20 protein-coding genes and 1 pseudogene are annotated in these 22,854 nt (G+C 54.3%); 7 read left to right on the forward strand and 14 right to left on the reverse strand.

Features of this window, described 5'->3' with window-relative positions; genetic code table 11:
- Positions 1-308: 308 nt before the first annotated feature.
- The 3 genes from ABLV08_RS23340 to ABLV08_RS23350 all read right to left on the reverse strand — a co-directional run bounded on the left by ABLV08_RS23340 (position 309) and on the right by ABLV08_RS23350 (position 5,070).
- On the reverse strand, positions 309-530 hold the full coding sequence (locus tag ABLV08_RS23340; protein ID WP_015369447.1) for a hypothetical protein: 222 nt from the start codon (positions 528-530) through the stop codon (positions 309-311).
- Between the two features lie 276 nt (positions 531-806).
- Positions 807-3,917, reverse strand: a complete 3,111-nt coding sequence (locus ABLV08_RS23345; protein ID WP_077203726.1) for an efflux RND transporter permease subunit — start codon at positions 3,915-3,917, stop codon at positions 807-809.
- A gap of 13 nt (positions 3,918-3,930) precedes the next feature.
- Positions 3,931-5,070, reverse strand: a complete 1,140-nt coding sequence (locus ABLV08_RS23350; RefSeq protein ID WP_015703630.1) for an efflux RND transporter periplasmic adaptor subunit — start codon at positions 5,068-5,070, stop codon at positions 3,931-3,933.
- A 356-nt stretch (positions 5,071-5,426) separates the two neighbouring features.
- On the opposite strand from ABLV08_RS23350, the gene envR reads away from it, so the two are divergent.
- Positions 5,427-6,083 carry an acrEF/envCD operon transcriptional regulator gene (gene envR / locus ABLV08_RS23355; protein WP_045389648.1) on the forward strand — a complete coding sequence of 219 codons (657 nt, stop codon included), beginning with the start codon at positions 5,427-5,429 and terminating at the stop codon, positions 6,081-6,083.
- Between the two features lie 83 nt (positions 6,084-6,166).
- On the opposite strand, the gene fis is transcribed toward envR, so the two are convergent.
- The 11 genes and pseudogenes from fis to ABLV08_RS23410 form a co-directional block, all read right to left on the reverse strand.
- The gene (fis, locus tag ABLV08_RS23360) at positions 6,167-6,463 is read right to left on the reverse strand and encodes a DNA-binding transcriptional regulator Fis (RefSeq protein ID WP_000462905.1); all 297 of its coding nucleotides are present in this window, start codon (positions 6,461-6,463) and stop codon (positions 6,167-6,169) included.
- Positions 6,445-7,453, reverse strand: a pseudogene (gene dusB, locus ABLV08_RS23365) (tRNA dihydrouridine synthase DusB). The gene fis and the pseudogene dusB overlap by 19 nt, the downstream one beginning before the upstream one ends.
- Before the next feature lie 358 nt (positions 7,454-7,811).
- A complete protein-coding gene (prmA, locus tag ABLV08_RS23370) occupies positions 7,812-8,693 on the reverse strand; it encodes a 50S ribosomal protein L11 methyltransferase (protein WP_015703628.1) in 882 nt (293 codons plus the stop codon).
- 11 nt (positions 8,694-8,704) lie between these two features.
- A complete protein-coding gene (gene panF, locus ABLV08_RS23375) occupies positions 8,705-10,156 on the reverse strand; it encodes a sodium/pantothenate symporter (protein WP_015369453.1) in 1,452 nt (483 codons plus the stop codon).
- Positions 10,146-10,388, reverse strand: a complete 243-nt coding sequence (locus tag ABLV08_RS23380) for a DUF997 family protein (protein WP_015369454.1) — start codon at positions 10,386-10,388, stop codon at positions 10,146-10,148. Before ABLV08_RS23380 ends, panF begins: the two co-directional genes overlap by 11 nt.
- A 110-nt stretch (positions 10,389-10,498) precedes the next feature.
- Positions 10,499-11,848 (reverse strand): acetyl-CoA carboxylase biotin carboxylase subunit, encoded by a 1,350-nt coding sequence (gene accC / locus ABLV08_RS23385; RefSeq protein ID WP_015369455.1) that lies wholly within the window; start codon positions 11,846-11,848, stop codon positions 10,499-10,501.
- A 10-nt stretch (positions 11,849-11,858) separates the two neighbouring features.
- Entirely contained in the window at positions 11,859-12,320 is a 462-nt protein-coding gene (gene accB, locus ABLV08_RS23390; RefSeq protein WP_015369456.1) for an acetyl-CoA carboxylase biotin carboxyl carrier protein, read from the reverse strand.
- Between the two features lie 22 nt (positions 12,321-12,342).
- Complete coding sequence (gene aroQ / locus ABLV08_RS23395) at positions 12,343-12,795, reverse strand: type II 3-dehydroquinate dehydratase (protein WP_015369457.1); 453 nt, start codon at positions 12,793-12,795, stop codon at positions 12,343-12,345.
- 233 nt (positions 12,796-13,028) lie between these two features.
- Positions 13,029-13,628 carry a protein-methionine-sulfoxide reductase heme-binding subunit MsrQ gene (msrQ, locus tag ABLV08_RS23400; protein WP_348856310.1) on the reverse strand — a complete coding sequence of 200 codons (600 nt, stop codon included), beginning with the start codon at positions 13,626-13,628 and terminating at the stop codon, positions 13,029-13,031.
- Positions 13,628-14,629, reverse strand: coding sequence for a protein-methionine-sulfoxide reductase catalytic subunit MsrP (msrP, locus tag ABLV08_RS23405; protein ID WP_015369459.1), 1,002 nt, complete (start codon positions 14,627-14,629; stop codon positions 13,628-13,630). Before msrP ends, msrQ begins: the two co-directional genes overlap by 1 nt.
- A 77-nt stretch (positions 14,630-14,706) precedes the next feature.
- A complete protein-coding gene (locus tag ABLV08_RS23410; RefSeq protein ID WP_348856311.1) occupies positions 14,707-15,681 on the reverse strand; it encodes an MDR family oxidoreductase in 975 nt (324 codons plus the stop codon).
- A gap of 214 nt (positions 15,682-15,895) precedes the next feature.
- On the opposite strand from ABLV08_RS23410, the gene csrD reads away from it, so the two are divergent.
- From csrD to rng, 6 genes are all read left to right on the forward strand, one after another.
- A complete protein-coding gene (gene csrD / locus ABLV08_RS23415; RefSeq protein ID WP_015369461.1) occupies positions 15,896-17,836 on the forward strand; it encodes an RNase E specificity factor CsrD in 1,941 nt (646 codons plus the stop codon).
- A gap of 300 nt (positions 17,837-18,136) precedes the next feature.
- Entirely contained in the window at positions 18,137-19,180 is a 1,044-nt protein-coding gene (gene mreB, locus ABLV08_RS23420; protein WP_002918653.1) for a rod shape-determining protein MreB, read from the forward strand.
- 70 nt (positions 19,181-19,250) lie between these two features.
- Entirely contained in the window at positions 19,251-20,249 is a 999-nt protein-coding gene (mreC, locus tag ABLV08_RS23425) for a rod shape-determining protein MreC (RefSeq protein ID WP_015369462.1), read from the forward strand.
- On the forward strand, positions 20,249-20,737 hold the full coding sequence (gene mreD / locus ABLV08_RS23430; RefSeq protein WP_015369463.1) for a rod shape-determining protein MreD: 489 nt from the start codon (positions 20,249-20,251) through the stop codon (positions 20,735-20,737). Before mreC ends, mreD begins: the two co-directional genes overlap by 1 nt.
- Positions 20,738-20,745: 8 nt before the next feature.
- Positions 20,746-21,327, forward strand: coding sequence for a nucleoside triphosphate pyrophosphatase (locus tag ABLV08_RS23435; protein WP_015703625.1), 582 nt, complete (start codon positions 20,746-20,748; stop codon positions 21,325-21,327).
- Between the two features lie 2 nt (positions 21,328-21,329).
- Positions 21,330-22,799 carry a ribonuclease G gene (rng, locus tag ABLV08_RS23440; RefSeq protein ID WP_015369465.1) on the forward strand — a complete coding sequence of 490 codons (1,470 nt, stop codon included), beginning with the start codon at positions 21,330-21,332 and terminating at the stop codon, positions 22,797-22,799.
- Positions 22,800-22,854 lie beyond the last annotated feature (55 nt).

A 22,854-nucleotide genomic window follows, 5' to 3' on the forward strand; every position in this document is an offset into this window, starting at 1 on the left:
GTAGTGTGGGGTCTCCCCATGTGAGAGTAGGGAACTGCCAGGCATCAAATAAAACAAAAGGCTCAGTCGAAAGACTGGGCCTTTTGTTTTTGTGTTTTGCGGTCAGACGCGCCACCATCTTCCCTGGTGGCGCTGCGCTTACCGGGGCTACAGACCCGTAGCCCGGGAAAGGCGCATCGCGCCGCCCCCGGGAAAATGACCATATCAATATAAATGAAAGGCCCAGTCGTGAGACTGGGCCTTTTGTCTTTCTGGCGGCTAAGCCAAACGGAACGCATCCCGGCTTACGCGTTTGTGGAGAGGTATCACTAACGCGTAAGCGCCACGATTCCTAACGTGAGACCGGCAACCGCTGCGGCCCCACCGGCGATCGCGCCAGCCGTTTCCCAGTTATCCTGTGTTGTGCCTTTTACACAGGTGTTGGTATGCACCAGTCGGCCCTGCGAGTCATAGACCGGCACGCACGGGGAATCATGGGCACAGCCAGCAAGCAACGTTGCTAACAATGTCACTAATATTAATTTTTTCATGGTATTACCTCTAAATAACCGTTTGCTGTCAACGATGTCAACACATAACGGAATAGCTTATTTTACCACCGCAATGACCCAGGCCCGGAAGGGGAAATAATCTCAAATTATGAGCAGAGTAAATATCGTGAAGAGAAATGAGAAATAATGAAGAAAATATGCAGAAAGGGATATTTCAATGCGTCAGTCGGGGATGGGAATTAATATTTCTACTAACTTATTGTTCTGATAAATATAAAAAAAGGCGCCGCGTGGCGCCTTGATAATGATAGTCGATTATTCTGCGTGGCGGGTAAAGCGACGCCTTACAACCACAAAGAACACCGGCACGAAGAAGATGGCCAGCAGCGTTGCGGTAAGCATACCGCCCATCACACCGGTACCGACAGCGTTTTGCGCGCCGCTACCAGCACCGTGGCTAATCACTAACGGCATGACCCCGAGAATAAAGGCTAATGAAGTCATTAATATAGGGCGCAGACGCATACGGGATGCTTCCAGGGTCGCCTCAATAATACCTTTGCCTTCTTTATCCATAAGGTCTTTGGCGAACTCAACAATAAGAATGGCGTTCTTCGCAGATAAACCAATAGTCGTTAACAGGCCAACCTGGAAATAAACGTCATTATTCAATCCTCTAAGTGAGGCTGCTAATAATGCGCCAATCACCCCTAATGGCACAACCAGCATAACTGAGAATGGAATAGACCAGCTTTCATAGAGTGCAGCCAGGCAGAGGAAGACGACTATCAGCGAAATAGCATATAGCGCTGGCGCCTGGTTGCCTGATAAACGTTCCTGATATGACAAGCCCGTCCAGTCATAACCAATACCCGCAGGGAGTTTACTGGCCAGTTGTTCCATCAAGGCCATGGCTTCCCCGGTACTCTTACCCGGAGCCGCTTCGCCGAGGATTTCCATTGAAGGCAGGCCGTTGTAACGTTCGAGACGCGGAGAACCATATACCCAACGTGAAGTGACAAATGCCGAGAACGGCACCATTTCACCGTTAGAACTGCGGACATACATGTTATTGATATCACCCGGCAGCATACGGAAACTGGCATCGGCCTGAACGTAGACTTTCTTCACGCGGCCGCGGTCAATAAAGTCATTCACATAATAACCACCTAGCGCCGCTGATATCGTTTCGTTTATGTCGGATAACGAGACGCCAAGCGCCTGCGCTTTCTCTTGATCGACGTCGAGTTTGAACTGCGGCGTATCCTCAAGACCATTAGGACGAACACGGACTAGCTGTTCCGGATGCTGTTTTACCATCCCCAGAAGCTGGTTTCGTGCCTGAGTTAGCTGTGTGTGACCTAAGCCGCCCTGGTCAATCAACTCGAAGTCGAAACCGGTCGCGGTACCTAACTCGATGATGGCCGGCATGTTGAACGGAAAGACCATCGCATCTTTAATCTGACCAAATGCAGCGGTCGCGCGCTTGATAATGGCTTCAACCCCGTTTTGCGAACCGCTGCGTTCTTCCCATGGTTTCAGACTGACGAACGCCATACCGGAGTTTTGTCCTTGTCCGCTGAAGCTAAAGCCGTTAACGGTGAATACGCTTTCAACGTTAGCTTTCTCTTTCTGCAGATAGTAGTCGCTGACGGAGTCGAGCACCTTTTGCGTACGCTCTTGCGTAGCGCCAGCAGGTAACTGAACCATGGTCAGGAACACGCCCTGGTCTTCATCAGGCAGGAAGGACGTTGGCAAGCGGACAAACAGCATCGCCATGCCGATAACGATCAGCAGATAGATAACCAGGTAGCGCCCGGTGCTGCGCAGGATCCCGCTGACGCTGTTGGTGTAATGGTTAACGCTTTGGTCAAACCTGGCATTAAACCAGCCGAAGAAACCCTTTTTGCCATGATGGTCTGCGGATGCTGGTTTTAACATGGTTGCGCACAGCGCCGGGGTCAGTACCAGCGCGACCAGTACAGACAGCGCCATCGCGGAAACGATAGTGATGGAGAACTGACGATATATCGCCCCGGTCGAGCCGCCAAAAAAGGCCATCGGGACGAATACCGCCGAGAGCACCATGGCGATACCAACCAGCGCCCCCTGGATCTGCTCCATTGATTTCTCTGTGGCTTCAACGGGGGAAAGCTTGTCCTCGACCATGACGCGCTCAACGTTCTCTACCACCACGATGGCATCGTCGACCAGTAGCCCTATCGCCAGCACCATGCCAAACATGGTTAGCGTGTTGATGGAGTAGCCGAACATCGCCAGCACCGCAAAGGTACCCAGCAAGACGACCGGCACAGCGATCGTCGGGATAAGCGTTGCGCGAATGTTCTGCAGGAACAGATACATCACGAGGAAGACGAGGATAATGGCTTCAAACAGCGTTTTGACCACTTCGTGAATGGAGATTTTAACGAACGGCGTGGTGTCGTAGGGATAAACAACTTTCATCCCTTGCGGGAAGAAGGGCTGCAGCTCGGCAAGTTTCGCTTTGATCGCCGTAGCGGTATCTAACGCATTGGCGCCGGTCGCCAGCTTGATCCCCAAACCAGAGGCGGGTTTGCCATTAATGCGCGCGACAACGTTATAGTTCTCGCCGCCCAGTTCAATGCGCGCGACATCCTTCAGGCGAACCACGGAACCATCGGCGTTAACCCGCAGCGTGACTTTACCGAATTCCTCAGGATCTTTCAGGCGAGTCTGAGCAATGATCGAGGCATTAAGCTGTTGACCTTTAACCGATGGTGTACCGCCAAGCTGTCCGGCGGCGATCTGATCGTTTTGCACCTTCAACTGGTTGATAACATCAACCGGCGTGAGGTTATATTTATTCAGCAGGTTGCCGTCGAGCCAGATACGCATGGCATATTGCGCACCGAACAACTGTACATCGCCCACGCCGTTAAGGCGGCTGATAGGGTCTTTGATGTTGGAGGCAACGTAGTCGGAAATATCATCCTGGGTAGTGCTTGGATTATCAGAGATAAATCCGGCAACCAGCAGGAAGCTGCTACTGGATTTCTCAACGCTAATACCTTGCTGCTGTACTTCCTGTGGCAGCAGCGGCGTCGCCAGTTGCAGTTTGTTCTGCACCTGCACCTGGGCGATATCCGGATCGGTGCCGGATTGAAAAGTGAGCGTGATGGTGACGCTACCGGATGAATCACTGGTAGAGGACATGTACATCAGATTATCGATACCATTCATGTTCTGTTCGATAACCTGAGTGACGGTGTCCTGCACGGTTTGCGCATCTGCACCCGGGTAGGTTGCCGAGATGGCTACCGCGGGCGGCGCAATCGTGGGATATTGCGCAATAGGGAGCTGCATGATGGCGAGGCCGCCGGCAATCATCATGATGATCGCCAGCACCCATGCAAACACCGGTCGATGAATGAAGAACTTAGACATAGCGATTCATACCTTATTGTGCGGCGGAGGCAGTGGTATCTTCCGTCGCCTTCACGGTGACGCCTGGGCGAACCTTCTGTAACCCACTAACGATGACTTTGTCGCCGTTTTGCAGGCCGCTGGTGATTAACCATTTATTGCCTATCGCCTGGGCGGCGGTGACTTCACGGTTTTCCACCTGGTTCTGCGCATTAACGATTAACACAGTGGCATCGCCGCGCGGCGTGCGGGTAACCCCCTGCTGCGGTACCAGAATTGCTTGCGGATTGACGCCTTCATCGATACGGGCGCGGACAAACATGCCCGGCAGAAGAGTGTGTTGCGGATTAGGGAATACCGCGCGCAGCGTAATGGATCCGGTGCTTTCATCGACGGTCACGTCAGAAAATTGCAGCGATCCCTTCAGGGAATAGGGTTGGCCATTTTCCATAATCAGCTGCACGCTTTTACTGTCATCACCGCGCTGCAGGCTTTCCTGTTTCAGGCGCATAAAATCGTTGCTGGATTCGGTTACGTCGACATAGATCGGATCGAGTTGCTGCACCGTCGCCATGGCGTCCGCCTGGCCGTTGGTCACCAGTGCGCCTTCGGTTACGCTGGATTTACCAATCCGCCCGTCGATGGGCGAAGTCACCTTGGTGTAAGCCAGATTGATACGGGCGTTTTCGACCGCGGCTTTAGCCGCTACGACATCGGCATCGGCCTGACGCGCGGTAGCGACGGCCTGATCGTATTCCTGCTGACTGATGTACTGAGTTCCAAGCAGAGGAACATAACGTTTCACCGTCAGATGGGCGATAGCCGCTGCGGCTTCGGCTTTTGCCTCGTCGCCTTTGGCGCTGTTCCAGGCCGCCTGGTAAGTAGCGGGGTCGATTTGATAGAGCGATTCACCGGCCTTGATATCGCTGCCCTCGACAAAGTTGCGTTTCAGGATAATACCGCTGACCTGAGGGCGAACTTCAGCGACACGGAAGGCCGATGTTCTCCCTGGGAGCTCAGTGGTGACGGAAAGCGGTTCACTGTGTACTACATGTACGCTAACCTGCGGCGCCTGAGGTTGTGCCTGCTGGTCGCCTGAATTATCGCAACCGGTAAGCAACAAGGCGGAGATAATTAGGCTGGATAAAAGAGATACTCTGGCATGACTCGTCATTGCTGTTCCTTATAGATTACGGGCCGGATAGGGCGGCGAATCTGCGAAGAAATAATGAATTTTAAAGCGGTTCGTTATCCTACAAATAAACACCGGTGGATGTAAGGAATAGTTATTTTTGGGCAATGAACAAGGCACGCAAAAACAAAAAACAGGCGATTGATTTAGCTCCTCTTCCTTTAATATTTATTTTGTGAATGTATTCTTATTTTATATTTATCGCATGTATTAAATTCTCGTGTAATTAAATGTCAGTATCTGCATTTTTGCTAAATAATATTTTTTATGGAATGCTAAATTGGCTGGTGTATCAGTCAATTCTGTATTCACCGTTAGGTAGCGAGTGGGAAAAGGTTATGGCCAGAAAAACCAAAGAGGACGCCTTAAGAACGCGTCAACTCCTGATTGAGTCCGCCATTCAGCAGTTCGCGCAGCGCGGCGTTACCAATACCACGCTGACCGATATCGCTGACGCCGCGGGCGTCACGCGTGGAGCGGTGTACTGGCATTTTTCCAGCAAGGCGGAGTTATTTAATGAGATGTGGCAGCAGCAGCCGCCGCTCAGAGAGCTACTGCCCCATCAACAGTGGGAGCTGGATAACCAAAATCCGTTAACAGGGTTACGTAAAAAATTTATTACCGGATTACAATATATCGCTGAGAATTCCCGACAGCAGGCACTGCTACAAATTCTTTATCATAAATGCGAGTTTACCAGTGACATGCTGCCGGAAAGCGAAATCCGCAAACGAATTGGCTTCAATTACGCCATAATCCGTGACGTCCTGCAGTGTTGCGTAAGAAATAGATTATTGCCGGCGGAAACAAATATCGAAATTACGTTGATAATATTACACGGCGCTTTTACAGGAATTATCAAAAACTGGTTAATGGATCCTGAACAATTCAATCTCTATCAGCAGGCGCCCATGCTGGTAGACAATATTATGTCGGCGTTATCGCTGCAACAACCTGACCATAGCGTGTGGTCAATGGCTGCCGTGGGGCAGTAGTTCAGTATAAAAATCAGGTATAAAAAAAGGCGCTTCCCCATGCCGAAGAGCGCCTTTTTAATTCAGCAATTTACTGATTAATATCAGTTCATGCCGTATTTTTTCAGTTTCTTACGCAGAGTACCGCGGTTGATACCCATCATCAGGGCAGCGCGGGTCTGGTTACCACGGGTGTATTGCATCACCATGTCCAACAGTGGCTGTTCAACTTCAGCCAATACCAGCTCATACAGATCATTAACATCCTGACCATTCAGTTGAGCAAAATAGTTCTTCAGTGCCTGTTTAACCGAGTCACGCAGGGGCTTTTGAGTTACCTGATCCTGAGAGTTAACGGTAGAAACGGTCAGTACGTCAGAATTTACGCGTTGTTCGAACATAGTTCTGTCAGCTCTTTATTTCTATTACGCAAAATTTTCGAAGTATGCCTCCAACGCCTCCAGCTGTTCGCTGGCATCCTCAATGGCGTTGAATGTGCGCCGAAACTGGTCATTTGGAGCATGCTCCTGGAGATACCAGGAGACGTGTTTACGCGCGATTCGGTACCCTTTTGCCTGACCGTAAAAGTCATGCAGTTCCCGAACGTGCGCGCAAAGCAAGCGCTTAACCTCTGCCAACGGCAGGGGGGGCAGCAACTCCCCAGTGTCCAGATAATGCTGGATTTCCCGAAAGATCCAGGGTCTTCCCTGAGCCGCACGGCCTATCATGAGAGCGTCAGCCCCCGTGTAGTCGAGCACGGCTCTGGCTTTAAGCGGGTCAGTAATGTCGCCATTCGCGATAATCGGAATGGAAACTTTCTGCTTAACTGCCCGAATACTGTCGTATTCAGCTTCTCCGTTAAACAAGCAGGCGCGAGTGCGTCCGTGAATAGTCAGAGCCTGAATGCCACATTCTTCAGCCAGTTGGGCAATCTCTACACAGTTACGGTGTTCCGGTTCCCAACCGGTGCGAATCTTGAGAGTCACCGGAACGTCCACTGCCTTGACGACCGCGGTCAGGATTGATTTCACCTGATCGGGATACTGCAAGAGGGCTGAACCAGCGAGCTTACGATTCACCTTTTTAGCCGGGCACCCCATATTGATATCAATAATCTGGGCGCCGCTTTCCACGTTAATACGGGCGGCCGCGGCCATCTCTTCCGGTACGCTACCGGCGATTTGCACGGTACGAATACCGGGCTCATCAATGTGCACCATCCGTAACCGGGACTTGTCACTCTCCCATACCTGCGGGTTGGAGGACATCATCTCGGAGACGGTTAAACCTGCTCCCATCTCGTAACACAGCGTCCTGAATGGTCTGTCAGTGATGCCAGCCATAGGTGCTGCGATCAGGCGATTTCTGAGCTGGTGGTGTCCGATGCGCATGAGTTAAGAAATGACCATACTGTGACTGCAAGGCGGCGTATATTACGCATTTTTTGCGCGAGATGAAAGGCCAAACTTTGACCAATCCTCTGTTACAGATCAATGAATCCAGGAGTAACGTAATAGCCATGAATAAATTATCATATTAATCATTGTGTTATTAGCAATGGGATAATTTGTGTCCAATTATAAAATCACAAAACTTCTCGATTTTTCTGAGACGAAGGCGATACGAGACGGGATAAAACGCTGTTTTTGTAGCCAAAAAAGGGCATCGTAATGCGATCCGGCTCTCATTTCCTGGCAATATTCGGCGGTTACTGGAAACAAAAATGCGGCCCGTAGGCCGCAGTCATACTTAGTTTTTCTGTCCGGTAATTCGGCACCACTCCTCTTTCTCCACCACCGGGTCGAGGGTGAAGAGCGGGGCGTAGGCTTCGCAGACGCTTTCCGCCTGGCTTGCCAGGATTCCGGAAAGGCCAAGCAGGCCGCCTGTAACCGGCAGGACGCTGATTAAAGGGGCCAGTTCACGCAACGGGCCTGCCAGGATGTTTGCGACCACCACATCGGCTTTCATGGCTTCTGGCTGATCCTGCGGCAAATACAGTTCAAGGCGTTCGGAGACGCCGTTACGCTGGGCGTTATCACGACTGGCCTGAATGGCCTGCGGATCGATATCAATACCGATAGCTTTGGCGGCGCCCAGCTTCAGCGCGGCGATCGCCAGGATGCCGGAACCGCAGCCAAAATCGATAACCGTTTTGCCCTGCAGGTCAAGGCCGTCGAGCCATTGCAGACACATCGCGGTCGTTGGGTGAGTGCCGGTACCAAAGGCCAGTCCTGGATCAAGCATCACATTGACTGCATTCTCATCAGGAACATCGCGCCAGCTCGGGCAAATCCACAGGCGTTCGCCGAAACGCATCGGGTGGAAGTTATCCATCCACTCGCGTTCCCAGTCTTTATCTTCCAGTTGTTCAATTTTATGCGCGAAGCCGGCGCCGAGCAGCGGATGCTGCTCAAGGATAGCAACCGCTTCGTTCATGTCGCTTTCTGCGTCGAACAGACCGATAACGTCGGTATCGCCCCACAAACGGGTTTCACCCGGCAGCGGTTCGAACACCGGCGTGTCGTGGGTGTCCTGGAAGGTAATCGAGACCGCGCCGGCCTCCATCAGCGCGTCGCTCAGTTCTTCCGCGTGAGCGCCGGTCGTATTCAGTTTTAGTTGGATCCAAGGCATGGCAAAACTCTTTATTTATCAGTAGTCATAATAGGGGCTGGTGGTACGGGTTGACCGAAGCGGTTCCCGACGACAAAAGCCAACAAACTTAGCAGCAGCGAGGGCACGATAGGGTGGAAGCCCAGGTACTGAATGTTAAACGTCGCGAGCACGGCATACAGTATGCCGCCCACTAACATCGCGCTGAGCGCGCCGGCAGCGTTTGCCCGCTCCCAGTAAAGGCCCAATACCAGCGGCCATAAGAACACGGCTTCCAGGCCGCCAAAGGCCAGCAGATTAAGCCAGATAATCATTTCCGGCGGCCGCCAGGCGGCCAGCATCATAAGTATGCCGAGCACTAAGGTGGCGATCGTTGAGATCCGCTTCAGCTTCTGCTCGTTACGCTTTTTCGTCGGCTGAGCGCTGAGCCACAGATCTTTAATGATCGTAGCCGATGCCTGCAGTAAATGGGCGTTAACGTTAGACATAATCGCGGCCATCGGCGCCGCTAAAAACAGCCCTGCGGCCCACGGCGGCAGCACCTGAACCATCAACGTCGGGATCACCTGATCGGGCACGGTGAGGCCCGGCAGGACGGCGCGGCCAAGAGCGCCGGCGAGATGCATACCGAACATCAGAATCGCCACGACGATGGTGCCAATAACGATCCCGCGGTGTACGGCCTTGCTGTCTTTATAGGAAATACAGCGTACGGCGGTATGCGGCAAGCCGATGACGCCGAAACAGACCAGCACCCAGAACGAGGTCATAAAGGTTGGCGTGAGGATATCATCGGCGCCGTGGGGCGACACCAGCTGCGGGTCGATTTGCTGGAGTGTTTCTACCGCCTGATGCAGGCCTCCGGCGGCATGCACTACACCAACCAGCAGGACGATCGTTCCGATCAACATCACCATCCCTTGCATGGTATCGTTGAGTACGCTGGCGCGGAAACCGCCAAAAGCGGTGTAGAGCGCAATTGTGATACCAAATATCAATAGTCCGGTTTCGTACTTGATCCCAGCGGCGGTTTCCAGCAGGCGCGCGCCGCCGATAAACTGCACCGCGATGGCCCCAACAAAGGCCACCAGCAAGCTGACGCTGGCAATCCATACTACCGCGCGGCTTTGGTAGCGCGCCTGCAGCATATCGTTAAGGGTAATGGCATTGTAGCGGCGCGCCAGGATCGCGAACTTCTTGCCAAGGATCCCGAGAGAGAGCCAGATTGTCGGTACCTGGATCATCGCCAGCAGTACCCAGCCCAGCCCATATTTGTAGGCGGCGCCAGGGCCGCCGATAAACGAGCTGGCGCTAATATAGGTGGCGGTGAGGGTCATGGCTAATACAAAGCCGCCCATCGATCGGCTGCCGAGGAAATACTCGCTCAGGAAGTTCCCGGTACTGCGTTTACGCATCGCGTAAAGAGACAGCCCGAAAACGACAAACAGATAAGCGATCAGCACCACGATAATCTCAAGCTGCATCGTTATCCTCCAGAGAGATATCGCGGAAGATAAAGCGCACCATCGCCCAGCACAGCAGGACGAACAGCAGTGGCACCAGCAGGCAGGCCAGTTCGAACCAGTGCGGCAGGCCGGTAAAGCCGATACCGACGCCAGGCAGATAGGCCGCAGCCAGCCACGCGGCAAGATAGAGAAGGGTCAGCCACAGCGCCCAGCGCGCTTCTTTATGGGCCTGAACAAATCTTTTGTCCATTTTTTGTCCCTTGAGGATGAAGAAAGCGGGGATTGTACCGCATGGAAAAGTCGAGGGGAGAGAAAAAGAAAAAAGGCCGGATTATCCGGCCTTTTGCAGCGAGTACAGGATTATTTTTCCTGCAGTCCGAGTTTTTTCTCCAGATAGTGGATATTGGTGCCACCATGCTGGAAGTTCTCGTCGCTCATAATGCGCATCTGCAGCTCAACGTTGGTTTTGATGCCATCGATGATCAGTTCCTGCAGCGCGTTCTTCATGCGGGCAATTGCCACATCACGGCTTTCGCCGTAGCAGATCAGTTTGCCGATCATTGAGTCATAGTACGGCGGTACGGTGTAACCGGCGTAGATATGAGACTCCCAGCGCACGCCAAAACCGCCCGGCGCGTGGAAGCGGGTAATTTTACCCGGGCTCGGCAGGAAGGTGTTCGGGTCTTCGGCGTTGATACGGCATTCTACCGCATGGCCGCGAACCTGGACTTCTTCTTGCTTGATAGACAGCGGCTGACCCGCCGCGATGCGCAGCTGTTCTTTGATCAGGTCGACGCCGGTGATCATTTCGGTAACCGGGTGTTCTACCTGAATACGGGTGTTCATCTCAATGAAGTAGAACTCGCCGTTTTCAAACAGGAACTCAAAGGTACCCGCTCCGCGATAGCCGATATCCACACAGGCTTTCGCGCAACGTTCGCCGATGTAGCGACGCAGTTCCGGGGTAATGCCCGGCGCCGGCGCTTCTTCGACGACTTTCTGGTGACGACGCTGCATGGAGCAGTCGCGTTCTGCCAGATAGATAGCGTTGCCCTGGCCGTCCGCCAGCACCTGAATCTCGATGTGACGAGGATTTTCCAGGTACTTCTCCATATAGACCATGTCGTTGTTGAAAGCCGCTTTCGCTTCCGCTTTGGTCATGGAGATGGATTGCGCCAGTTCAGCGTCGCTGCGCACGACGCGCATGCCGCGACCGCCGCCGCCGCCGGAGGCTTTGATGATAACCGGGTAGCCGATGCGTTTGGCATGCGCGCGGTTAGCGTCCATGTCGTCGCCCAGCGGGCCATCAGAACCTGGAACGGTCGGAACGCCAGCTTTCTTCATTGCGGTGATGGCGGACACTTTGTCGCCCATCAGGCGGATAGTGTCGGCTTTCGGGCCGATGAAGATGAAACCGGAGCGCTCAACCTGCTCGGCAAAGTTAGCGTTCTCGGAAAGGAAACCGTAACCCGGGTGAATCGCTACCGCGCCGGTGATTTCCGCCGCGCTGATGATAGCCGGGATGTTCAGATAGCTTTTTACGGACGGAGCCGGGCCGATGCAGACCGTCTCATCCGCTAATAATACGTGTTTTAAATCGCGATCCGCGGTGGAGTGCACAGCAACGGTCTTGATGCCCAGTTCTTTACAGGCACGCAGGATGCGCAGTGCGATCTCGCCACGGTTAGCGATGACAATTTTATCCAGCATGTTCGCCTCGTTACTCGATGACAACCAGCGGCTCGTCGAATTCTACAGGTTGGCCGCTTTCGATCAGAATGGCTTTAACCACGCCGGCTTTGTCGGCTTCGATCTGGTTCATCATTTTCATCGCTTCTACGATGCACAGGGTGTCGCCCACGTTAACTTTCTGACCGACTTCCACAAAGGCTTTCGCGTCCGGGCTCGGGGTGCGGTAGAAAGTACCGACCATCGGGGAACGTACGATGTGACCACTGATTTCCGCTTTCGCTTCAGCGGCAGGTGCTGCTGCCGGCGCTGCGGCGGCTGGCGCCTGAGGCTGGGCGATTGGCGCAGCATAGGCTTGCTGCATTACCGGATAGCTAGCAGCCGGCGCTGCACGGCTGATGCGTACAGACTCTTCGCCTTCAGAAATTTCCAGTTCGGAGATGCCTGATTCTTCAACCAGCTCGATCAGTTTTTTAATCTTACGAATATCCATGAGTGGGTTCCGTACTCTTTGTTTAGTGTGTTTGTGACAGGCGTTTTACCGCCGTCTGTAAAGCGTATGAATAGCCGTCCGCACCTAATCCGCAGATCACGCCCGAGGCGACATCAGACAGATACGAGTGGTGACGGAACGGCTCGCGCGCATGCACGTTGCTCAGGTGGATCTCGATAAACGGGATACTCACGGCAAGCAGCGCGTCGCGGATGGCCACGCTGGTATGCGTAAACGCGGCCGGATTGATCAGGATATAGTCCACAGAGTCTTTAGCCTGATGAATTCGGTCGATGAGCGCGAACTCCGCATTGGATTGCAGGTGGTCGAGCGTCACGTTTAGCGCTTCCGCTTCTGCGGTTAAACGGTTAACAATTTCTGCCAGCGTTAGCGAACCATACTTCTCGGGTTCACGGCTGCCGAGCATATTAAGGTTTGGTCCGTTCAAAAGCAAAATGCGAAACTTGTCAGCCATTGTGCAGCTATCTCCTGCTAACCTCGGGTAAAAAACAAAATATACCTTCGATACGCGCTTGTCACCTTTTCAGGGTTCGAAAACCCCTTCAGGAAAACCAAAGTCGCACATTATAACGATTTCGTAGCAATTGGCAGCTAAATACTGGTCTTATCAGGGAAGATTATCAACCGCTATCGTAAAAAGAGTCGCGGTTGATAAACGTTATGCGGGGAACTGCACATATCCGGAGATTAGCGCCACCACTGGCGAAACTTCTTGTAGCGGCTGGCTAAAAGTACCATTGCCAGCCCGGCATAAATCAGCGGCTGCGGCGATATAATCTTCACCGACCACAGATAATGTATAGGGGCGAGGATCGCCACCAGATAGACGAAGTTGTGCAATGTTTGCCAACGACGGCCTAATTTTCGTTGCATGTACTGGGTTGACGTCGCCGCCAGCGCCAGTAAAACCAACCAACTGATTAAACCAAGCATGAGATACGGACGGTTGATTATCTCGGAACCGAGTAGCGCCAGATTGTTAATGCCGAGCTCCAGCAGCGTATAGCTGGTGAGGTGCAACGTGGCCCAGGCAAAGCACCATAACCCTAATAACCGGCGGGTGCGTATCAATAATGGCTGTTTAGCGTAGCGCGCCAGCGGCGTAATAAGCAAGGTGGCGAGCAAAAACTTCAGCGCCATCCGTCCGGTAAAATGCTGGATATCCTTTGCCGGATCGGCGCTGAAATAGCCCTGATGTCCGGCCCAGAACAGCCAGACAAGCGGTAAAAAACCGGCTAAATGCAGCGCAACTTTCAGCCAACCTATCTGTTTAACGCTCAGACGCACTAGAAATTCTCCCGTAAGTTAAGCCCGCGATACAGCGAGGCGACTTCCTCGGCATAGCCATTAAACAGCAACGTTGGCTGGCGTTTTACGTCGAGTACGCCGCCGGCGCCGATAAACCGCTCGCTGGCCTGCGACCAGCGCGGATGATCGACGTGCGGGTTCACATTGGCATAGAAACCATATTCATCCGGCGCCGCCAGATTCCAGGTGGTCGGCGGCCGCTCGCGGGTTAATTCGATGCTCACGATAGATTTAATCCCTTTAAAGCCGTACTTCCACGGCACGGTCAGGCGGATGGGTGCGCCGTTTTGCGGCGGCAGCGCTTTACCATAGACGCCAACGCTCATCAACGTGAGCGGGTGCATCGCTTCATCAAGGCGCAACCCTTCGACATAGGGATAGGCCAGGCCGCCGCCGATGAAGCGATCTTTTTGTCCCGGCATCTGTTCCGGCGCATACAGCGTTTTGAAAGCGACGTAGCGGGCGTTGCTGGTGGGCTCCACCAGCGCGAGTAGTTTATGCAGCGGGAAGCCGACCCACGGCACGACCATCGACCAGGCCTCCACGCAGCGCATCCGATAAATACGCTCTTCCAGCGGGAAACGACGGGTCAGGTCGTCGTGATCGAGCGTCAGGGGTTTGGCGACTTCGCCGCCGATGGTAAGCGTCCAGGGGTCAGTGCGCAGGCTGCCTGCGTTAGCGGCCGGATCGGCTTTATCGAGGCCGAATTCATAAAAGTTGTTGTAGCCGGCGACTTTATCTTCCGGGGTGAGGGCGAGCTTACTTTGCCATGCTGCGGGTTTATCAAAGGTCAGCGCCTTTCCGGCAGGCGCCGGCGGGCGATCGTGGCCTTTAAACCAATCGAGCAGGTCGGCATGGGCCTTCGTTGAGAGCGACATCGCCGTCGCGCCGATACCGAGCATTTTCAGCACCTGGCGGCGCTGTAGGTTAAATACCGATTCCGCCGTTACGTCGGCTTCCGTCAGTTTTCTGGTTTTCATGGCGTCCTCCGTCATACTTTTTCCTAAGCATGACGGAGGCGCAGCGCGATCGCGAATATGTCACGAAAAATTGCAGATTAGCCGATTTTGACCAGCGTACGCCCCTGGATCTGGTTGTTCATGATTTTGTCGGCGAAGGCCGGGGCATCGGCCAGGGTGATTTCGGTCGCGCTTTGCGCGTAAAAATACTCCGGCAGATCGCGCACCAGCCGACGCCAGGCTTCTGCGCGGCGCGCAGGCGGGGTCATTACCGAATCGACGCCCTGCAGGCGTACGTTGCGCAGGATAAACGGCATCACGGTGGTCGGCAGCGCGAAACCGCCCGCCAGGCCGCAGGCCGCGACGCAGCCGCCGTAGTTCATTTGTGCCAGTACTTTAGCCAGCACTTTATCGCCGACGGTATCGATAGCACCCGCCCAGATTTGTTTTTCCAGCGGACGGCTCTCAGCGAACTCGTCGCGGCCCAAAATACGCTGCGCGCCGAGGCTTTTCAGATAGTCGTGGGTGCTTTCGCGCCCGGAAACCGCCGCCACCTGATAACCCAGATGATGCAGCAGAGCGACTGCCGTGCTGCCGACGCCGCCGCTGGCGCCTGTTACGACGATCTCGCCATCCTGCGGACGCACGCCGGCGTCTTCCAGCGCCATCACGCATAGCATGGCGGTAAAACCTGCGGTACCGATCGCCATCGCTTTGCGTCCGTCGAGACCTTCAGGCATGGCCACCAGCCATTCGCCTTTGACGCGGGCGCGCTCGGCCAGGCCGCCCCAGTGATTTTCTCCCACGCCCCAACCGGTGAGTAATACCTGCTGGCCAACGTGAAAACGCGGATCTTCGCTGGCGTGGACGGTACCGGCAAAATCGATACCAGGAATCATCGGAAAGTTGCGGATAATTTTTCCTTTGCCGGTAATGGCCAACGCATCTTTATAATTGAGGCTCGACCAGTGAATATCGACAGTCACATCGCCTGGCGGCAACAGGTTGGCATCGATGTTTTGCACCGAGGAAAGGGTTTTGCCATCCTGCTGTTCTAAAATTAATGCCTGCATATGTGGTTCCTCGCGGTTTGAAGATTGGAAAAATTATTCTGCAGACTATACTCGCTAACGGCATTATTACGTGGATGTAACGCAATAAATTGCCAGATACGCCAGCTTTGGTAGTATGCGTCGCTTCAGAAAGTTAGTACTTACTTAAGAAAAAGTCTCAAAAGGGGCCCGAATGCCCATCGGGTAGTTATTCACACGCGGAGTTAACACAGGGATGCGATTAACGACGAAATTCTCAGCATTTGTTACGCTGCTCACCAGCCTGACGATTTTTGTCACGCTGATCGGCGCGTCGCTGAGCTTTTACAACGGCATTCAGATTAAGGTTGAGAATCGCGTACAGGCGGTGGCGACGATGCTGGATAGCCGCCTGGTGACCACCTCTTTTGAGAAGCTCGAACCGCAAATGGATGAGCTGCTCACGCCGGTAGAAGTCGAACATATTGATTTTTTGCTCAACGGCAAATCGCTTTACAGCCATACCCGCGGTGATAGTTACCGTCCGCTGGGCAGTAACAATCAGTATCGTGAAATGACGGTACCCTCGCTCAAACATCCCGGAATCTCGATTCGTCTGGTCTACATGGACCCGATGGTCAATTACTTCCGCTCGCTTCACGTCACCGCGCCGCTCTCCTTCGCCATCGGCTTCATGGTGCTGATTATCTTCTTTTCGATTCGCTGGATCCGCCGCCAGCTGGCGGGGCAAGAACTACTGGAGCTGCGCGCGCGGCGCATTCTCAGCGGCGAGCGCGGGCCGCAGGTGCGCGGTTCGGTTCATGAATGGCCGGCCAGTACCAGCAGCGCGCTGGATATGCTGCTCTCTGAGCTGCAGTTCGCCAGCGATCAGCGCAGCCGCATGGATACCCTGATTCGCTCCTACGCCGCCCAGGATTCCAAAACCGGCCTTAACAACCGCCTGTTCTTTGATAATCAACTGGCGACGCTGCTGGACGATCAGGAAAAGGTGGGGGCGCACGGTATTGTGATGATGATTCGCCTGCCCGAGTTTGATCTGCTGCGCGACAACTGGGGACGGGCGGCGGCGGAAGAGCATTACTTCACGCTAATTAATCTGCTGTCTACTTTTATTATGCGTTATCCCGGCTCGTTACTGGCGCGTTATCACCGTAGCGATTTCGCCGTCTTATTGCCGCATCGCACTCTTAAAGAGGCCGATAGTATCGCCGGGCAGTTACTGAAGGCGATGGATGCGCTGCCGTCAACGCGGGTGCTGGATAAAGACGACACGATGCATATCGGCATCTGCGCCTTCCGCAGCGGCCAGTCCACCTCTCAGGTGATGGAACACGCCGAAGCCGCCACCCGCAACGCCGTGCTGCAGGGGAGTAATAGCTGGGCGGTTTACGATGATTCGCTGCCGGAGAAGGGGCGCGGCAACGTGCGCTGGCGAACGCTTATCGAGCAGATGCTCAGCCGCGGCGGCCCGCGCTTATATCAGAAACCGGCGGTTATGCGCGATGGGCGGGTACATCATCGCGAGCTTATGTGCCGCATCTATGACGGTAAAGAAGAGGTGATTGCCGCCGAGTATATGCCAATGGTGCAGCAGTTTGGTTTAGCGGAAGAGTACGATCGCCTACAGATTACGCGTTTGCTGCCGTTATTAAGTTATTGGCCTGATCAAACGCTGGCCCTGCAGGTGACCGTGGAGTCGCTGATTCGCCCGCGTTTCCAGCGCTGGCTGCGCGATACCATGATGCAGTGCGAAAAATCACAACGTCGGCGGATTATTTTTGAACTTGCAGAGGCGGATGTTTGTCAATATATCGGCCGTTTACACCCGGTTATGCGGTTGATAAACGCGCTGGGCATTCGCGTCGCTGTGGTTCAGGCCGGGTTGACGCTGGTTGGCACCAGTTGGATCAAGCAGCTGGACGTAGAAGTGATCAAGCTGCATCAAGGGCTATCGCGCAATATTGAAAAACGCAGCGAGAACCAGTTACTGGTTCAAAGTCTGGTGGAAGCCTGTAAAGGGATGCCGGTACAGGTTTTTGCGACGGGAGTACGCAGTCGCAGCGAGTGGCAGGTGCTGTCGCAATGCGGCGTGACCGGCGGTCAGGGGGAATTTTTTGCCGCCTCACAGCCACTTGACACAAATGTGAAAAAATATTCGCAAAGATACTCGGTTTGATCTGCCGTTTGGCGTGATTTCACGTAGAATAACGCGCGCCATAGTAAAGGGGGTGTGCTTGTCTACCCGCCGGAATGTCGCAACTTACGCAAGACTGACCTTTGACAGGTACAAACAGAGCACGGAGCGCTGCTGATTTATTCAGCGCCGAAGGGACTTCGTAAATGTTTGTAACAAAGGAAATGAACTGCACTAATTTTCACCGTAGCAGATGATTTTTGCGCCTTGTCGCTGCTGCGTGTGGTTGGTAAAGTAAGCGGATTTTGTTTTCCGCCCCAGCTTTCAGGATTATCCCTTAGTATGTTAAAAAAATTTCGTGGCATGTTTTCCAATGACCTGTCCATTGACCTGGGTACCGCGAATACCCTTATTTATGTAAAAGGACAAGGCATCGTATTGAATGAGCCTTCCGTTGTGGCCATTCGTCAGGATCGTGCCGGTTCGCCGAAAAGCGTTGCCGCTGTAGGTCATGAAGCGAAGCAGATGCTGGGCCGTACGCCGGGCAATATCGCGGCGATTCGCCCGATGAAAGACGGCGTTATCGCCGACTTCTTCGTGACTGAAAAGATGCTGCAACACTTTATTAAACAGGTGCATAGCAACAGCTTTATGCGTCCGAGCCCACGCGTGCTGGTGTGCGTGCCGGTTGGCGCGACCCAGGTTGAGCGTCGTGCTATCCGCGAATCCGCGCAGGGCGCTGGCGCTCGTGAAGTCTTCCTGATCGAAGAGCCGATGGCGGCCGCGATCGGCGCAGGCTTGCCGGTTTCTGAAGCGACCGGTTCTATGGTTGTTGATATCGGCGGCGGTACTACCGAAGTCGCAGTTATCTCCCTGAACGGCGTGGTCTACTCTTCTTCCGTACGTATCGGCGGCGACCGTTTCGACGAAGCCGTGATCAATTACGTGCGCCGTAACTACGGTTCCCTGATCGGCGAAGCAACCGCTGAGCGTATCAAACACGAAATCGGTTCCGCTTACCCGGGTGATGAAGTACGCGAAATCGAAGTGCGCGGCCGTAACCTGGCTGAAGGCGTTCCACGCGGCTTCACCCTCAATTCCAACGAAATCCTCGAAGCGCTGCAGGAGCCGCTGACCGGCATCGTCAGCGCCGTTATGGTCGCGCTGGAACAGTGCCCGCCGGAGCTGGCATCCGATATCTCCGAGCGCGGTATGGTCCTGACCGGCGGCGGCGCGCTGCTGCGTAACCTTGACCGTCTGTTAATGGAAGAGACAGGGATCCCTGTCGTAGTTGCAGAAGATCCACTGACCTGCGTCGCTCGTGGCGGCGGTAAGGCGCTGGAAATGATCGATATGCACGGCGGCGACTTGTTCAGCGAAGAGTAGTCAGCCTGAAGGTCTGGGGCAGCTTAAGGGCTGCCTCTGGTCTTTACTGACACGAGAATACGCATAGCCTATGAAGCCAATTTTTAGCCGTGGCCCGTCGCTACAGATTCGCCTTATTCTGGCGGTTTTGGTGGCGCTTGGCGTCATTATCGCCGACAGCCGCCTGGGTACGTTCAGCCAGATTCGAACGTACATGGATACAGCCGTCAGTCCTTTCTACTTTATCTCAAATGGTCCCCGGGAACTGCTCGACAGCGTATCGCAATCGCTGGCGACCCGCGATCAGCTCGAACTGGAAAACCGCGCGCTGCGTCAGGAACTGCTGTTGAAAAACAGCGATCTGCTGATGCTGGGTCAATACAAACAAGAAAACGCCCGTCTACGTGAGCTGTTAGGCTCGCCGCTGCGTCAGGATGAGCAGAAGATGGTGACCCAGGTTATTTCGACGGTTAACGATCCCTACAGCGATCAGGTCGTTATCGACAAGGGCAGCGTCAATGGCGTTTATGAAGGCCAACCGGTCATTAGCGACAAGGGCGTTGTCGGCCAGGTGGTGGCGGTAGCGAAAATGACCAGCCGCGTGCTGCTCATTTGCGATGCGACCCATGCCTTGCCGATCCAGGTGCTGCGTAACGATATCCGCGTCATTGCTGCCGGTAACGGTTGTACTGATGATTTACAGCTTGAACATCTGCCGGCGAATACCGATATTCGCGTCGGTGATGTGCTGGTGACCTCCGGGCTCGGCGGACGCTTCCCGGAAGGGTATCCGGTTGGGGTAGTCTCCTCGGTACGTCTGGATACTCAGCGTGCATACACGGTGATCCAGGCCCGTCCGACCGCCGGACTGCAGCGTTTGCGCTATCTGCTGCTGCTGTGGGGCGCCGATCGCAACGGCGCTAACCCGATGACTCCGGAAGAGGTGCACCGCGTTGCCAATGAGCGCCTGATGCAAATGATGCCGCAGGTGCTGCCTGCGCCTGATGCGATGGGGCCGCAGATGCCGGCGCCGGCGACAGGCCTGACGCCGCCGCCGTCTGCGCAACCTCTGCCAGCAGGGGGGCAATAGTGGCAAGTTATCGTAGCCAGGGACGCTGGGTTATCTGGCTCTCGTTTCTTATTGCGCTATTGCTGCAGATTATGCCCTGGCCGCAGGACATCACCGTCTTTCGGCCAAACTGGGTGTTGTTGATTCTGTTGTACTGGATCCTCGCGCTGCCGCACCGGGTTAACGTCGGTACCGGATTTGTGATGGGGGCGATTCTCGACCTCATCAGCGGTTCGACCCTCGGCGTACGCGCGCTGTCGTTAAGTATTGTCGCCTATCTGGTCGCTTTAAAATATCAGCTGTTCCGTAATCTGGCGCTCTGGCAACAGGCGCTGGTGGTCATGCTGTTGTCTCTTGCCGTTGATATCATTGTTTTCTGGGCAGAGTTTTTAGTGATCAACGTCTCTTTCCGTCCGGAAGTGTTCTGGAGTAGTGTAGTAAACGGTGTGCTCTGGCCGTGGCTATTCCTGCTAATGCGTAAAGTGCGTCAGCAATTTGCGGTTCAATAAAGGTTGATATGACAACTCTGTATCTGGCTTCTGGTTCCCCGCGTCGGCAGGAACTGCTAACTCAGCTTGGTCTCTCTTTCGAACGTCTGGTTCCGGGTATTGAGGAACGACGCGGCCCGCAGGAGAGCGCAGCGCATTACGTTGTGCGTCTGGCGCGCGAAAAAGCGCTGGCTGGCGTGGCGATGGCGCCGCGCGATCTGCCGGTGTTGGGCGCGGATACGATTGTCATTCTTAACGGCGAAGTGCTGGAAAAGCCGCGCGACGCCGGGCACGCCGCAGAAATGCTTCGCATGCTTTCCGGAAAAACCCACCAGGTGATGACCGCGGTGGCGTTGGCGGATAAGCAGCAAACGCTGGATTGCCTGGTGGTGACGGAAGTGACCTTCCGTCTGCTCTCCGAGCAGGATATCGCTACCTACGTAGCCAGCGGCGAACCTTTAGATAAAGCAGGCGCATACGGTATTCAAGGGTTGGGTGGTTGTTTTGTCAGGAAGATAAATGGCAGCTATCACGCCGTAGTCGGCTTACCGCTGGTGGAAACGTATGAGTTGCTGAGTAACTTTAACTCACTGCGTGAAGAAAAGGGATAAAGATGACGGCTGAATTATTAGTTAACGTAACGCCATCCGAGACGCGCGTCGCGTATATCGATGGCGGGATCCTGCAGGAAATTCATATTGAGAGAGAAGCGCGGCGCGGAATCGTAGGCAATATCTACAAAGGTCGTGTCAGTCGTGTGTTGCCTGGAATGCAGGCGGCTTTTGTAGATATTGGCCTGGATAAGGCCGCCTTTCTGCATGCTTCCGATATCATGCCGCACACCGAGTGCGTGGCGGGTGAAGAGCAGAAGCAGTTTACCGTTCGCGATATTTCCGAGCTGGTGCGTCAGGGCCAGGACCTGATGGTGCAGGTGGTGAAAGACCCGCTGGGTACCAAAGGCGCGCGTCTGACCACCGACATTACCATACCTTCCCGCTATCTGGTCTTTATGCCGGGCGCTTCGCACGTCGGCGTATCGCAGCGTATTGAAAGCGAGGCCGAGCGCGAACGTTTGAAAAGCGTGGTCACCGAATATTGCGACGAGCAGGGCGGGTTTATTATCCGCACCGCGGCGGAAGGCGTGCATGAGCAAGAGATGGCGGCGGATGCGGCCTACCTTAAGCGCGTCTGGACCAAAGTCATGGAGCGCAAAAAGCGCAACCAGACCCGCTATCAGATGTACGGCGAGCTGGCGCTGGCCCAGCGCGTGCTGCGCGATTTCGCCGACGCTCAGCTTGACCGCATTCGCGTGGATTCGCGCCTGACCTACGAGGCGCTGCTGGAGTTCACCGCGGAATACATTCCGGAAATGACCAGCAAGCTGGAACATTACAGCGGCCGCCAGCCGATTTTCGATCTCTTTGACGTTGAGAACGAAATCCAACGCGCGCTGGAGCGTAAAGTCGAGCTGAAGTCAGGCGGCTATCTGATCATTGATCAGACCGAAGCGATGACCACCATCGATATCAATACCGGGGCGTTTGTTGGCCACCGTAATCTCGACGACACCATCTTCAATACCAATATTGAAGCCACGCAGGCTATCGCGCGCCAGCTGCGTCTGCGTAACCTGGGCGGCATTATCATCATTGATTTTATCGATATGAATAATGAAGATCATCGTCGTCGGGTACTGCATTCCCTGGAGCAGGCGCTGAGTAAAGACCGGGTGAAAACCAGCATTAACGGCTTCTCGCAGCTGGGGCTGGTCGAGATGACCCGTAAACGCACCCGCGAAAGCGTGGAACATGTGCTGTGTAACGAGTGTCCTACCTGTCATGGGCGCGGCACGGTAAAGTCGGTCGAAACGGTCTGCTATGAGATCATGCGCGAAATAGTTCGCGTGCATCATGCGTATGACTCAGACCGCTTCCTGGTCTATGCTTCACCTGCCGTCGCGGAAGCGCTGAAAGGGGAAGAGTCTCACGCGCTGGCGGAAGTCGAAATCTTTGTCGGCAAGCAGGTCAAAGTGCAAATTGAGCCGCTCTATAATCAAGAGCAGTTCGATGTGGTAATGATGTAATCATTCAGCCTGTCGCTCCCGATGGCGTCGGGGGCGGTAAACAGGCGGGCTGAAG

The sequence above is a fragment of the Klebsiella sp. CN_Kp088 genome (genome assembly GCF_040064335.1).
Classification (GTDB): Bacteria; Pseudomonadota; Gammaproteobacteria; order Enterobacterales; family Enterobacteriaceae; genus Klebsiella; species Klebsiella aerogenes.

What these genes read in the sequence shown, in the direction of transcription:
- ABLV08_RS23340 (WP_015369447.1), bottom strand. Translation starts at nt 530, where the DNA reads ATGAAAAAATTAATATTAGTGACATTGTTAGCAACGTTGCTTGCTGGC.
- ABLV08_RS23345 (WP_077203726.1), bottom strand. Translation starts at nt 3,917, where the DNA reads ATGTCTAAGTTCTTCATTCATCGACCGGTGTTTGCATGGGTGCTGGCG.
- ABLV08_RS23350 (WP_015703630.1), bottom strand. Translation starts at nt 5,070, where the DNA reads ATGACGAGTCATGCCAGAGTATCTCTTTTATCCAGCCTAATTATCTCC.
- envR (WP_045389648.1), top strand. Translation starts at nt 5,427, where the DNA reads ATGGCCAGAAAAACCAAAGAGGACGCCTTAAGAACGCGTCAACTCCTG.
- fis (WP_000462905.1), bottom strand. Translation starts at nt 6,463, where the DNA reads ATGTTCGAACAACGCGTAAATTCTGACGTACTGACCGTTTCTACCGTT.
- prmA (WP_015703628.1), bottom strand. Translation starts at nt 8,693, where the DNA reads ATGCCTTGGATCCAACTAAAACTGAATACGACCGGCGCTCACGCGGAA.
- panF (WP_015369453.1), bottom strand. Translation starts at nt 10,156, where the DNA reads ATGCAGCTTGAGATTATCGTGGTGCTGATCGCTTATCTGTTTGTCGTT.
- ABLV08_RS23380 (WP_015369454.1), bottom strand. Translation starts at nt 10,388, where the DNA reads ATGGACAAAAGATTTGTTCAGGCCCATAAAGAAGCGCGCTGGGCGCTG.
- accC (WP_015369455.1), bottom strand. Translation starts at nt 11,848, where the DNA reads ATGCTGGATAAAATTGTCATCGCTAACCGTGGCGAGATCGCACTGCGC.
- accB (WP_015369456.1), bottom strand. Translation starts at nt 12,320, where the DNA reads ATGGATATTCGTAAGATTAAAAAACTGATCGAGCTGGTTGAAGAATCA.
- aroQ (WP_015369457.1), bottom strand. Translation starts at nt 12,795, where the DNA reads ATGGCTGACAAGTTTCGCATTTTGCTTTTGAACGGACCAAACCTTAAT.
- msrP (WP_015369459.1), bottom strand. Translation starts at nt 14,629, where the DNA reads ATGAAAACCAGAAAACTGACGGAAGCCGACGTAACGGCGGAATCGGTA.
- ABLV08_RS23410 (WP_348856311.1), bottom strand. Translation starts at nt 15,681, where the DNA reads ATGCAGGCATTAATTTTAGAACAGCAGGATGGCAAAACCCTTTCCTCG.
- csrD (WP_015369461.1), top strand. Translation starts at nt 15,896, where the DNA reads ATGCGATTAACGACGAAATTCTCAGCATTTGTTACGCTGCTCACCAGC.
- mreB (WP_002918653.1), top strand. Translation starts at nt 18,137, where the DNA reads ATGTTAAAAAAATTTCGTGGCATGTTTTCCAATGACCTGTCCATTGAC.
- mreC (WP_015369462.1), top strand. Translation starts at nt 19,251, where the DNA reads ATGAAGCCAATTTTTAGCCGTGGCCCGTCGCTACAGATTCGCCTTATT.
- ABLV08_RS23435 (WP_015703625.1), top strand. Translation starts at nt 20,746, where the DNA reads ATGACAACTCTGTATCTGGCTTCTGGTTCCCCGCGTCGGCAGGAACTG.
- rng (WP_015369465.1), top strand. Translation starts at nt 21,330, where the DNA reads ATGACGGCTGAATTATTAGTTAACGTAACGCCATCCGAGACGCGCGTC.